Below are 12,985 nucleotides of genomic sequence, written 5' to 3'. Positions count from 1 at the left end.
CGTTCGCGCTCCCGCAGGCTATGGGGATCTCCTCGGACCGCGCAAACTATTTTCCGGGCTCTTCCGCAACAGCTTCGTCACCGCTCTCACCGGCGGGCTCGCGACCCGCGCACAGGGCCAGGACATCGGCACCGAACTTGTCCAGTTTGCGGGCCCCAACCCCGGAGATCACAGACAATTCGGCCTCCGTGGTGGGCTGCACCTCGGCGATCGCCAGCAGCGTCTTGTCGGTGAAGACGCAGTAGGCCGGCTGGCCCAGTGCCTTCGCCTGCTCCACCCGCCACTCGCGCAGCCGCTCGTACAGCGCCTCGTCCATGTCGGAGGGGCAGTCCTCACAACGCATCAGCTTGATCTCGCCCGCGTCCGACAGGGTGCGGCCGCAGACCCGGCACTGCACCGGCCCGCGCCTGCGCCTGCCGCCGGAGCCGCGCTCCACGCCGCCTGTGGCGGCCGAACGGGCGCCCGACCTGCCCCGGGCCGCCGAGCCCGGCCGCAGCCCGTCCAGGAAGCGCGAGGGTCGTCGCCCGCCGCGGCCGCCCGGTGAGCGGGACAGCGCCCACGACAGGGCGAGGTGGAACCGGGCGCGGGTGACGCCGACGTAGAGCAGCCGCCGCTCCTCCTCGACCTGCTCGTCGGTCTTGGCGTAGGTGATCGGCATCGTGCCCTCGGTCAGACCGACCAGGAACACCGCGTCCCACTCCAGGCCCTTGGCCGCGTGCAGCGAGGCGAGGGTGACGCCCTCGACGGTCGGCGCGTGCTGGGCGTTCGCCCGCTCGTCGAGCTCCGTCACGAAGTCCGCGAGCGCGGCCTGCGGACGGGCCCGGGAGAAGTCCTCGGCCAGCCGAACCAGCGCCGCCAGCGACTCCCAGCGGTCCCGGGTCGCGCCGGAACCCGCGGGGGGCTCGGGGGACCAGCCGCGGGTGCTCAGCACCGCCCGCACCTGCGCGGGCAGGTCGGCCTCGTCCAGCCCCGGGTCTGAGGTGCCGCCGGCCCGCGCCGCGCCGCGCAGCAGCAGCCCGGCCTCGCGGATCTCCGGCCGCTCGAAGAAGCGCTCGGCACCGCGCAGCTGATAGGGCACCCCAGCGTCGGCCAGTGCCTGCTCGTAGACCTCGGACTGGGCGTTCACCCGGTAGAGCACGGCGATCTCGCTGGGCCGCACGCCGTCGTCGATCAGCTCCCTGATCCGCCGGGCGGTGCCCTCGGCCTCGGCGGGCTCGTCCGCGTACTCGGTGTAGACCGGCTCGGGACCCGCCTCGCGCTGCGAGACCAGCTCCAGCCGATGCTGGGCGGCCTGGCCCCGGGCCTGGGACAGCAGCCCGTTGGCCAGGTGCACCACCTGCGGGGTGGAGCGGTAGTCGCGGACCAGCTTCACCACCGTGGCGTCCGGATGCCGGGTGCGGAAGCCGAGCAGGAACTCAGGGGTGGCGCCGGTGAAGGAGTAGATGGTCTGCGAGGCGTCGCCGACGACGCAGACGCTGTCCCGGCCGCCCAGCCACAGGTCCAGCAGGCGCTGCTGCAGCGGGCTGACGTCCTGGTACTCGTCGACGACGAAGTGCTGGTACTGGGAGCGGACGGCGTCGGCGACGTCCGGCCGGTCCTCCAGGACACCGACGGTGAGCAGCAGCACGTCCTCGAAGTCGATGACCCCGCGGTCGCGCTTGAGCTGCTCGTAGGTGGTGTAGATGCGGGCGATCTCGGCGGCGTCGCGCGGGATGTCCCGGGCGGCCTTGGCCGCCGCCGCCGGATAGTCCTCCGGAGCGGTCTGGGTGACCTTGGCCCACTCGATCTCGCCGGTGACGTCACGCAGCTCGTTGCGGTCCAGCCGGATGCGCGAGCGCGCCCCGGCCTCCGCGACCAGCTGGATCTTGCGCTCGGCCAGCCGCGGCATCTCACCGCCGATGGCCCGCGGCCAGAAGTACTGCAGCTGCCGCAGCGCAGCGGAGTGGAACGTGCGCGCCTGCACGCCGCCCGCGCCGAGCTGCCGCAGCCGCCCGCGCATCTCACCGGCCGCCCGGGCCGTGAAGGTGACCGCGAGCACACTGGACGGCTGCAGTATCCCGGCCCGCACCCCGTACGCGATCCGGTGGGTGATCGCGCGCGTCTTGCCCGTACCGGCTCCCGCCAGCACGCACACCGGCCCGTGCAGGGCGGTGGCGACCGCGCGCTGCTCGGGGTCGAGCCCGGCGAGCACGGCGTCCGGGGAGTCCGGGACGGCGGGGAAGTCCGGGAAGAGCGGGGTGTGGGTTGGTGCAGTCACCCCGCCATGCTGCCAGGTCCCGGGAGACGCCCGGGAAAGTTATCCACAGCTGAGGTGCGACGGTCGGATCGGGAACGATTGCAAGGAATGCGGCGGCGAGGGGTTAGCGTTCTCGGGATCGACGTCATCCCCCGCCTTGAGGAGTGAACACCGATGTCCGGCACTGTGACGATGTACAGCACCACGTGGTGCGGATACTGCCGCCGCCTGAAGGGTCAGCTGGACCGTGAGGGCATCGCGTACACGGAGATCAACATCGAGCAGGACCCGGAGTCGGCGAAGTTCGTCGAGAGCGTCAACGGAGGCAACCAGCTGGTCCCGACGCTCCTGGTGGCCCCGAAGAGCGGCGCCGAGTCGATCCCGCTGAGCAACCCGAGCCTGGCCCAGGTCAAGCAGGCCCTCGCCGGCTGACCTGCCTCCCGGCCCGGCCGCGCGACACCCCCGCGGCCGGGCCGGGGAACGACGGGGCCGGGAACTCAGCGCCGCGTCGGCAGCGGCATCCCGTACCAGCGCTCGATCAGCCGCGCCGCGATGGAGATGCCGTACGGCGGCAGCACCTCGCCGGTCTCCATCGCCTTGCGGTACTCCTCCCGGGAGAACCAGCGCGCCTCGTGCAGCTCCTCGCCGTCCACGGTGATCGCCGCGGACGTGGCCCGCGCCATGAAGCCCAGCATCAGGCTGGAGGGGAACGGCCAGGGCTGGCTGGAGACGTAACTCACCTCGCCGACCGTCACCCCCGCCTCCTCGGCGACCTCCCGCACCACGGCCTGCTCCAGGGACTCCCCGGGCTCCACGAAGCCCGCGAGCGTCGAGAAGCGCCCCTCGGGCCAGTGCACCTGGCGGCCCAGCAGCGCGCGGTCCTCCGAGTCGGTGACCAGCATGATCACCGCCGGGTCGGTGCGCGGGTAGTGCTCAGCGCCACAGGCCGGGCAGCGGCGGATGTGGCCCGCGGCCGCCACCACCGTGCGCTCGCCGCAGCGCGAGCAGAAGCGGTGCATGCGCTGCCAGTTCTCCAGGGCGACCGCGTGCACCATGAGGCCGGCGTCACGGTCCGACAGCAGCGCCCCGACCTCGCGCAGCCCCGCCGGACGGGCCACGTCGTCCAGACGGCCCGGCAGCGAGTCCTTCTGCAGCGCGAAGTAGCGCACCCCCTCCTCGTCCACGCCGAGGAAGTAGCGGTGCACCTCGCTCTCGGGTGCCTCGAAGCTCGGCATCATGACCAGTTCGGTGCCGCCGTCCGGGGTGTCCTCGACCAGGACCTGTCCCCCGGAGACCACGAACACCCGCGTCGTCGGGTGGCTCCAGGCGGCCGCCAGCCACGCCTCGTCGAGACGGTGCTCGGCGGCGCGGTCCACACCCGACGCGCGGGCGAGGGGCGGCGGGAAGGAGGTCGCGTCGAAGGCGGTGCCGGTATCTGACTTATCGGACGTATCGGACGTATCGGACAAGGTTGCTGTCAACTCCCCGTAGCGCGCGGATGGGTGCGGATGCTTACAGAGTCGTGAACTCGCTCCAGAGGTACGCGGACGTCTCCACACCCTTGAGCAGAAGGTCCAGTTCCACCTTCTCGTTCACCGAGTGCCAACCGTCGGACGGCACGGAAATTCCCAGGAACAGGACGGGGACATCGAGAACGTCCTGCAGATCGGCCGCCGGACCCGAGCCGCCCTCCCGGGTGAACAGGACCTCCTTGCCGAAGGCCCGCCCCATCGCCCGGGTCACCGAGCGCAGCGCCGGGTGGTCCAGCGGCGTCAGGCACGGGCGGGTGGCCCCCCAGAAGGTGATCTCGTGCCGGATGCCGGCCGGGACGCGCGCGGCGACCCAGTCGGTGACCAGCTGCTGCACGCGGTCGGTGTCCTGCCCCGCCACCAGCCGGAAGGACAGCTTCAGCCGGGCCGAGGACGGCACGATCGTCTTGCCGCCGGGACCCTGGTAGCCACCGCCGATGCCGTTCACCTCGGCGGTCGGCCGGGCCCAGACCCGCTCCAGGGTGGAGTAGCCCGCCTCGCCGCTCGTCGCGTACGACTTGGCCGTCCGCAGCCAGCGCTCCTCGTCGAAGGGCAGGCGGGCGAACAGCTCGCGCTCGCGCTCGTCCAGCTCGACGACGCCCTCGTAGAAGCCGGGGATCGCCACCCGGCCGTCCGCGTCGTGCAGGGCCGCGGCGAGCCGGGCCGCCTCGGTCGCCGGGTTGGGGACGGCTCCGCCGAAGGAACCGGAGTGGATGTCCTGGTCGGGGCCGTACAGGTCGATCTGGCAGTCGGCCAGGCCGCGCATGCCGGTGCACACGGTCGGGGTGTCCTCGTCCCACATGCCGGTGTCGGAGACGATCACGGTGTCGCAGGCCAGCCGGCCGGCCCGGTCCCGGACCAGGTCGGTGAAGTGCGGGGAGCCGGACTCCTCCTCGCCCTCGATCAGCAGCTTCAGGTTGACGGCCGGGGCGGTGCGGCCGGTGGCGGCCAGGTGTGCGCGGACACCGAGCGTGTGGAAGAACACCTGCCCCTTGTCGTCGGCGGCGCCCCGTCCGTACATCCGGCCGTCGCGGACCAGCGGCTCGAAGGGCTCGCTGTCCCAGCCGTCCTCGCGGGCGGCGGGCTGCACGTCGTGGTGGCCGTAGACCAGCACCGTCGGCGCGTCCGCGACGTCGGAGGGCCACTCCGCGAAGACCGCGGGGGCGCCCGGCGTCTCCCACACCTCGGCCACCGGGAAGCCGGTCTCCTTCAGCTTCGCCGCGAGCCACTCGGCGCTGCGCCGTACATCGGCGGCCCGGTCCGGATCGGCCGATACGGAGGGGATGCGCAGCCACTCGGCGAGATCGCCGAGAAAAGTGTCCCGATGGGCCTCGATGTACGTGCGGACGACGCTGTCCGGGGTGGTGCTCATGGCCTTGAGCCTATCGGGCGACGGCGGAGGTCCCGGCGCCGGTGTCCGGGCCGGAGCCCGGCGCGGGCCCCTGCTCGGGCTCCGGCCCGTCCAGCAGCAGGCGTTCCAGTGCGGCCCGGTCGGGCAGGGCCTCGGGCCGTATCAGCTCCCCCGTCCGCACGTGCAGGAAGGCGGCGGTGACGCGCGACAACGGCACGCCGTGCTGCTCGGCCCAGGCGAGCCGGTAGACGGCGAGCTGCAGCGCGTCGGCGGTGCCGGCGCGGCCGGTCTTCCAGTCGACGATCTCGTAGCCGTCACCCTCGCGGTACACGGCGTCGATCCGGCCGCGGATCACCCGGCCTGCGAGTCCGATCTGGAACGGCGTCTCGACGCGGTAGGGGGTGCGTTCGGCGTAGGGGGTGCGCAGGAAGGCCTCCTTGAGCGCGGCGAGGTCGCGCTCGTCGGCGATCTCGTCGTCGCCCTCGATGCCGGGCAGCTCCTCGGGGGCGATCAGCGGCAGCTCCTCGAAACGGGACTCGACCCAGGCGTGGAAGCGGGTGCCGCGCCGCGCCTCGGGCCGCGGCGGGCGGGGCATGGGGCGGGCCAGGTCACGGGCGAAGCCGTCGGGGTCGGCGGCCAGGCGCAGCAGGGCGGAGGCGCTGAGCGTGGCGGGCAGCGGGACGTCGCGGACGGTCGCGCGGGAGCGGAGCAGCTCCTCGGTGAGGGCGTCGAGGTCCCGGTCCCAGGACGCGACGGCACGGGCCTCCTCGGGGAGCAGTGCCGCCCCGCCGCCGGGCCCGTGCCCGGGCGGGGGGACGGGCCCGGTCGCGGGAGGCCGGGGGCCGGGCTGCCCGGGGATGGCGGGGCGGTCGGTGGACCAGTCCTCCCAGTCGCCGGTGTCCCGCACGCCGTGCGGGTCGCCGGGGGAGCCGCCGTAGGCGTCGTCGTACTCGCCCTCCGGATCGCGGTAGGCGTCGTACGCGTCATACGTGTCGTATTCGCCGTACGCGTCGTACGGCGGCGGCTCCTCCTCGTCCTCCGGGGGCGGCGGCCAGTCGGGGTCGGGCGGGGCCGCCACCGGGTGCACGGCCGGCGCCTCCAGGTGGGCCAGCACGCTGCGCGCCGCCTCACGGCGGCGGGCCAGGGCCGCCGGGTCCAGGGGCAGCGGCCACGGGGTCTCCGCCGCACGGTTCAGCGCCGGGTTGACGGTGTCGGGCTCGGGGGCCTCGGCCCAGTGCTCGACCTCGCCGTGGCCGGCCTCGCAGTGCGCGCGCAGCGCGTCGAGGAAGGCGGACGGCCCGAAGGGGCGCTTCTGGCTGGGGCCCCACCAGTGGCCGGAGCCCAGCAGCAGGGAGCGCGGGCGGGTGAAGGTGACGTAGCCGAGCCGCAGCTCCTCGACGCGGTTGTGCTCGGCCATGGCCGTCTTGAACTCGGCCAGGCCCGCCCGGGACCACTCCTCCACGTCGGGGAGGGTGGCGGCGTCGCCGCGCAGCCCGTGCGGCAGCGCCTTGGCGTTGAAGTGCCACAGCTCGCGGCCCCGCTCGCTCGGGAAACCCTTGCGCACCAGCCCCGGGACGGCGACGACGTCCCACTCCAGGCCCTTGGACTTGTGCGCCGTGAGCACCTTCACCGTGTTCTCGCCGCCGGGCAGCGAGCTGTCCAGGCCCTTCTCGTACTGCGCGGCGGTGCGCAGGAAGCCGAGGAAGGCCAGCAGTGTGGCTTCGCCGTCGAGCGAGGCGAAACCGGCCGCGATGTCCAGGAACGCGTGCAGGGTCTCCCGGCGGCGGGCGGCCAGCGCGTGCGGGGACGCGGAGAGCTCGACCTCCAGGCCGGTGACGGCGAGCACCCGGTGCAGGACGTCCATGAGCGGGTCGGCGAGGGCCCGCCGCAGCTCCCGTATCTCGGTGGCCAGGCGCGCGAAGCGGACCCGTGCCTCCGGGGAGAAGGGCAGGTGGTCGTCGGGCTCGCCGTCGACGAAGGTCTCCAGGGCGTCGGCGAGCGAGATCACCTCGGCCGGGTCGACGCCCTCCACCGCGGCCGCCAGCCGGTCCGCGGTGTCGCCCCGGCCCGGTACGAGCAGCCGGGCCCGCCGGCCCAGCAGCGCCAGATCGCGCGGCCCGATCCGCCAGCGCGGCCCGGTGAGCAGCCGGACGAGGGCGGCGTTGGCCGTCGGATCCTGCAGCACCTCGCAGACGGCGACCAGGTCGGCGACCTCCGGCAGGTGCAGCAGCCCGGACAGGCCGACCACCTCGACGGGGACGTCACGGGCGACGAGCGCCGCGTGGATGTCGGCGAAATGGGCGGCGGCCCGGCACAGCACGGCGATCTCGCCGGGAGCGGTGCCCGTGCGGACCAGGTGCGCGACGGAGTCGGCGATCCAGGCGATCTCCTCCTCCTGGGTGGGCAGCAGCGCGCAGCGCACGACGCCGTCCCGCTCGGCGCCCGGCGCGGGCCGCAGGGCCTCGACGCCCTCGTGGCGCTCGCGCAGCTCGGCGGCGAGGCCGTTGGCGAGGTCGAGCAGCCGGCCGCCGCTGCGCCGGTTCTCCGACAGGGACTGACGGCGGGCGGGAGTGCCGTCGGCGTGCGCGAAGTGGACGGGGAAGTCGTCGAGGTTGGCCACCGAGGCGCCGCGCCAGCCGTAGATGGCCTGGCAGGGGTCGCCGACCGCGGTCACCGGATGGCCGGTGCCGTCGCCGAACAGCGCGGACAGCAGCAGGCCCTGGGCGACGGAGGTGTCCTGGTACTCGTCGAGCAGCACGACCGCGTACTGCTCGCGCAGGATGCGGCCGACCTCGGGGCGGGTGCGGGCCAGGGTCGCCGACAGGGCGATCTGGTCGCCGAAGTCGAGCAGATCCCGCTGCTTCTTCTCGGCACGGTACGCGGTGGCGAGCCCGGTCAGGTCGATGCGGGCGCGCGCGGTCTCGGGGAGCCTGCGCAGCTCGGCGTTGGTGAGCCGGATGCCGTCGAGGGCGGCGAGCCACTGCCGGTCGTGGGCGAGCAGCCGCTCGGGCGGCACCAGGTGCTCCGCCAGCTCGCCCTCCAGTGCCAGCAGATCGCTGACCAGGCCCGGGATGCCCTTGGTGAGCGCCGGGAAGGGACCGGGCGCGGCACGCAGCACGCGTGCGGCCAGCTGGTAGCGCGTCGCGTCGGCGAGCAGCCGCGCGGTCGGCTCCAGCCCGATGCGCAGCCCGTGCTCCTTGAGCAGCTGCCCGGCGAAGGCGTGGTACGTGGAGATCTGCGGCTCTCCCGGCGCGTGGTCGGGGTCCGCCGGGTCGGGGTCGGTCACGCCGGCCCGGACGAGGGCCTTGCGCACGCGCTCCGACAGCTCTCCGGCCGCCTTGTTGGTGAACGTCAGCCCCAGCACCTGCTCGGGCGCGACCTGCCCGGTGCCGACCAGCCACACCACGCGGGCCGCCATGACGGTCGTCTTCCCCGAACCGGCGCCGGCCACGATCACCTGCGGGGCGAGCGGCGCGGTGATGCACGCCAGCTGCTCCGGGGTGAACGGGATGCCCAGCAGTTCCTTGAGCTGCTCGGGACCGGTGATGAGGGAGGACACGAAGGGGAGGTTATCGGGCACCACCGACACCGGCCGCCGCCGCCCGGTCCGACGGCTGCCACCCGTTCGGGTGCATTCCGCTCTACCGATGTAGAACATCGCGTTCTACGCTGGAGGCATGGAGCGCATCCCGGTACGCGAGCTGAACCAGAACACCAGTGCCGTGCTCGCGCGCGTCCAGCACGGCGAGACATTCGAGGTGACCGTGAGCGGAACCCCGGTGGCCCGTCTCGTGCCCATCTCGGGCAGCCAGTCCGTACTGGACCGCATGGTCGCCGAGGGACGCGCCACCCCACCCGCGGCCTCAGGGCCGGTCCCGGTGCCGCCTGTGCTCGGCGATCCGGGGATCGACACGGCGGCCGCGCTCGGCGTCATGCGCGAGGAGGAGCGCTGGTGATCTACCTGGACTCGGCGGCGATCGTGAAGCTGGTCCGCCGGGAGCAGGGCACACGGGAGTTGGCCGCCTGGCTGAACGACCGCCCCGACGAACCTTTGGTGTCGTCGTCGCTCGTCGAGGCGGAGGTCCCACGTGCCCTGCGCCGGTCGGCCCCGCAGGCACTCGCCGGCGTCCCCGGTGTGATCACCCGGCTCTACCGGTTCGAGATCGATGCGGCCGTCCGTGCCACGGCTTCCGCCTACAGTGATCCACTGCTTCGCTCGCTCGACTCGATCCACCTGGCGACGGCGCAGCTCCTCGCCGGCCAGGCAGGCGCGGATCCGCTCGTGTTCGTCACGTACGACCAGCGCCTGCTGAAGGCCGCCCAGGACATCGGGCTGCGGGCCGAGGCACCGGGCGGCTGAGCCGCACCCCGTCACTCCACCACGTGCCGTCCCTCGGGGCGGCCGCTGCAGGAGGCGCGGAAGGCGCAGTTCTCGCAGTGCTGGCCGGTGGAGGGCGTGAAGCGCTCGTCGAGCACGCGGGCGGCCGCGTCGGCGAGCAGTCCGTCGGCCCAGTCGCCGGTGAGCGGCTCCTGCTGCTGGACGGTGGGCTGGGTGTCGCCGCCGTCGCGGCGGGCGGCGCCGATGCGGAGCTGGACGAGCTCGGCGCCGCCGGGGGCGGGCCGGGTGCCGTGGAACAGCTCGTCGACGGCGCCCTCGCGGACGGCGAGCTGGTAGACGGCGAGCTGCGGGTGGCGTTCGACCTCGGCGGCGGTGGGCTTGGCCTTGCCGGTCTTGAAGTCGACGACGTAGGCGTTGCCCTCCGCGTCGGTCTCGACGCGGTCCATGCTGCCGCGGATGCGGACGGCCACGTCCCCGGTCTCCAGGGTGATGTCGAAGCCGTGCTCGGAGGCGACCGCCTGGCGGCCGCGCTCCATGACGTGCCACCGCAGGAAGCGCTCCAGGGCGGCCCGGGCGTTCTCCTTCTCCTGCTGCGACTTCCAGGGCGCGTCGAAGGCGAGCGCGTTCCACACCGAGTCCAGCCGCTCCATGAGGACGTCCAGGTCGGCCGGGGTGCTGCCGGAGGCGACCTCGTCGGCGAGGACGTGCAGGACGTTGCCGAAGCCCTGGGCCGCGGTGGAGGGCGGTTCGGCCTTCACCTCGCGGCCGAGGAACCACTGCAGGGCGCAGGTGTTGGCCAGCTGGTCCAGCGCGCTGCCGGAGAGGGTGACCGGCTTGTCGCGGTCGCGCAGCGGGACCTCGGAGCGGGTCTGCTCGTACAGGCCCCACCAGCGTTCGGGGTGGGCGGCGGGGACCAGCGGCTGGCCGGCGTCCTCCAGGGCCGCCAGCCGCGCGAGGCGCCGGGCGGCGGCCTCGCGCAGGGCCGGGGAGGCGGCCGGGTCGACGGTCGTGGCGCGCAGCTCGGCGACGAGCGCCGCGACGGACAGCGGGCGGCGGGCACGGTGGGTGACGTCGACCGGCTCGACACCGAGCTCGGCGAGGAAGCGGGAGGGCTGGTCGCCGTCGTCGGCGGCGGCCTTCACGGCGGTCACCACCAGCCGCTCACGGGCCCGGGTGGCGGCCACGTAGAACAGCCGGCGCTCCTCGGCGAGCAGCGCGCCCTGGGTCAGCGGCTCCGCCAGGCCGTCGCGGCCGATGCGGTCGGCCTCCAGCAGGGAGCCGCGGCGGCGCAGGTCGGGCCAGAGCCCCTCCTGGACGCCCGCGACGACGACGAGGCGCCACTCCAGGCCCTTGGAGCGGTGGGCGGTCATCAGCCGTACGGCGTCGGGGCGCACGGCGCGGCGGGTGAGCACGTCGGCGGCGATGTCCTGGGCGGTCAGCTCCTCCAGGAAGTTGAGCGCGCCGCGGCCGCCGGTGCGCTCCTCGGCGCGGGCCGCGGCGTCGAACAGCACGCACACCGCGTCCAGGTCCCGGTCGGCGTTGCGCCCGGCGGCGCCGCCGCGCGCCGCGGCCCGTTCCAGCCGCCCGGGCCAGGGGGTGCCGTCCCACAGCTCCCACAGGGCCTGTTCCGCCGTGCCGCCGCCGGCCAGCAGCTCGCGTCCCTTGCGCAGCAGCCCGCCGAGCCGCTGCGCGCCCCGCGCGTACGACGGGTCCTGCGCCACGAGCCGTTCGGGCTCCGCCAGGGCCTCGGCGATGAGCTCGTCCGAGGGCCGCGGCACGGCGACGCCGGCGGCCCGTTCCTCCTCGCGCAGGGCGCGCCCCAGGCGGCGCAGGTCGGCGGCGTCCATGCCGCCGAGCGGGGAGCCGAGCAGGGTGAGCGCGTCCTCGACGCCGAGCCGGGGCTCCGGGGCGTCGGGCAGGGCGCCGTGGGCGCAGACCCGCAGGGCGAGCAGGAGGGGCGCGACGGCGGGCTCGTCCCGCAGCGGGAGGTCGTCGCCGTCGATGTCGACGGGGACCCCGGCGGAGGTGAGCGAGCGTCGCAGGACGGGCAGCGAGCGGGAGCCGGCGCGGACCAGGACGGCCATGTCGGACCAGGGGACGCCGTCCTCGAGGTGGGCGCGGCGCAGGACGTCGGCGATGCCGTCGAGCTCGGCACCCGGGGTGGGGTACGTGCGGACGGCGACCGAGCCCCCGTCACGGACCGGCGTGAGCTCGCGGTGGGCGCGGACGGCGGCGGCCGGGAGACGGGTCAGCGGCATGCGCCGCGTGACGAGCCGGGTGGCGGCCAGCAGGGCGGCCCCGGAGCGGCGGGCCGTGGTGAGGACGCGCACGTCGGCGGGGCGGCCGTCGCGGTGCCGGAACGCGTCCGGGAAGCCGAGGATGCCGTTCACGTCGGCGCCGCGGAAGGCGTAGATGGACTGGTCCGGGTCGCCGAAGGCCACCAGGTCGCGCCCGGACCCGGCGAGCGCCTGCAGCAGCCGCACCTGGGCGGGGTCGGTGTCCTGGTACTCGTCGACGTAGACGGCCTCGTACGCCCCGGCCAGGAAGCGGGCCACCTCGGGACGCCCGGCGAGCAGCACCGCGCGGTGCACCAGTTCGGCGTAGTCGATGACGCCCTGGAGGTCGAGGACGTCCAGGTACTCGGCGAGGAAGCCGGCCGCCGCCGACCAGTCGGGGCGTCCGGTGCGGCCCGCGAACGCGGCCAGGGCGCGCGGGCCGAGGCCCAGCTCGCGGGTACGGGCCAGCACGGCCCGGACCTCGTCGGCGAAACCGCGGGTGGTCAGCGCCGCGCGCAGTTCGTCGGGCCACCGCACGCGCACCCGCCCCCGCCGTTCCAGCTCGGCCTCGCCCGCCAGGAGCTCGCGCACCGCCAGGTCCTGCTCGGGGCCGGACAGCAGCCGCAGCGGGTCGGCGAACAGCTCGGGATCCTGGTGGGCGCGGACCAGGGCGTAACAGAAGGAGTGGAAGGTGGTCGCCTGCGGTGCGGCGGCGCCGCCCATCCGGGCGGCCATGCGGTCGCGCAGTTCGCCCGCCGCCTTGCGGCCGAAGGTGAGGACGAGGACGCGCTCCGGGTCGGTGCCGCGCCGCACCCGCTCGGCGACGGCCTCGACCAGGGTGGTGGTCTTCCCGGTGCCCGGCCCGGCGAGGACGAGAAGCGGGCCGCCGCCGTGCTCAACCACCGCGCGCTGGGACGCGTCCAGTTCAGGGGGTGTCACCGGTTCCGGAGCGGTCCGTAGCAGCCGGTAGCCGCCGGAAGGCCCGACCGTCCCCCCGGAGCGCCGTGCGGCGGCGTCCGTCTGGCGTGTGGAGGAGGAGGTCACGTGGTTCGCCGGTTCCGTGTGCGTGCGGGTGCGTGTGCGGGTGGCTGTGCTGCCGGTGGCCGGGGGCGGCCAGGTGCCGACGGTACGCCACCGGTCACCGGGGCCGCCGCGCGTCCCGTCCTTCCCGTACGGATGCGGGAGCGGCCGGGCGCCGGGTGCCGTACTCCGTCCGGACGGCCGATCGCATCAACCGGTCCCGGATGGCGGAAG

The 12,985-nt window shown here is 74.6% G+C and carries 8 protein-coding genes; 3 read left to right on the top strand and 5 right to left on the bottom strand.

The genetic code is table 11. The annotated features are described in order from the left end of the window. Positions 1-46: 46 nt before the first annotated feature. Positions 47-2,257, bottom strand: a complete 2,211-nt coding sequence (locus ACWDAS_RS31815; RefSeq protein WP_450397902.1) for an ATP-dependent DNA helicase UvrD2 — start codon at positions 2,255-2,257, stop codon at positions 47-49. Positions 2,258-2,410: 153 nt separating this feature from the next. On the opposite strand from ACWDAS_RS31815, the gene ACWDAS_RS31810 reads away from it, so the two are divergent. Beyond that, the gene (locus ACWDAS_RS31810; RefSeq protein ID WP_450397900.1) at positions 2,411-2,668 is read left to right on the top strand and encodes a mycoredoxin; all 258 of its coding nucleotides are present in this window, start codon (positions 2,411-2,413) and stop codon (positions 2,666-2,668) included. A 65-nt stretch (positions 2,669-2,733) separates the two neighbouring features. Here ACWDAS_RS31810 and nudC read toward each other — a convergent pair whose 3' ends face one another. The 3 genes from nudC to ACWDAS_RS31795 form a co-directional block, all read right to left on the bottom strand. Continuing rightward, positions 2,734-3,612, bottom strand: a complete 879-nt coding sequence (gene nudC, locus ACWDAS_RS31805; protein ID WP_450398013.1) for an NAD(+) diphosphatase — start codon at positions 3,610-3,612, stop codon at positions 2,734-2,736. 136 nt (positions 3,613-3,748) lie between these two features. Then, on the bottom strand, positions 3,749-5,137 hold the full coding sequence (locus ACWDAS_RS31800) for a dipeptidase (protein ID WP_450397899.1): 1,389 nt from the start codon (positions 5,135-5,137) through the stop codon (positions 3,749-3,751). 10 nt (positions 5,138-5,147) lie between these two features. Continuing rightward, a complete protein-coding gene (locus ACWDAS_RS31795) occupies positions 5,148-8,675 on the bottom strand; it encodes an ATP-dependent DNA helicase (protein ID WP_450397898.1) in 3,528 nt (1,175 codons plus the stop codon). A gap of 118 nt (positions 8,676-8,793) precedes the next feature. On the opposite strand from ACWDAS_RS31795, the gene ACWDAS_RS31790 reads away from it, so the two are divergent. Beyond that, positions 8,794-9,072 (top strand): type II toxin-antitoxin system Phd/YefM family antitoxin, encoded by a 279-nt coding sequence (locus ACWDAS_RS31790; RefSeq protein ID WP_450397896.1) that lies wholly within the window; start codon positions 8,794-8,796, stop codon positions 9,070-9,072. Beyond that, positions 9,069-9,476, top strand: coding sequence for a type II toxin-antitoxin system VapC family toxin (locus ACWDAS_RS31785; RefSeq protein ID WP_450397894.1), 408 nt, complete (start codon positions 9,069-9,071; stop codon positions 9,474-9,476). Before ACWDAS_RS31790 ends, ACWDAS_RS31785 begins: the two co-directional genes overlap by 4 nt. 11 nt (positions 9,477-9,487) lie before the next feature. Here ACWDAS_RS31785 and ACWDAS_RS31780 read toward each other — a convergent pair whose 3' ends face one another. After that, positions 9,488-12,775, bottom strand: a complete 3,288-nt coding sequence (locus ACWDAS_RS31780) for an ATP-dependent helicase (protein ID WP_450397892.1) — start codon at positions 12,773-12,775, stop codon at positions 9,488-9,490. Positions 12,776-12,985 lie beyond the last annotated feature (210 nt).

The organism is Streptomyces sp. NPDC001070, from assembly GCF_053598835.1.
This window is presented reverse-complemented; position numbering and strand designations above follow the sequence as displayed.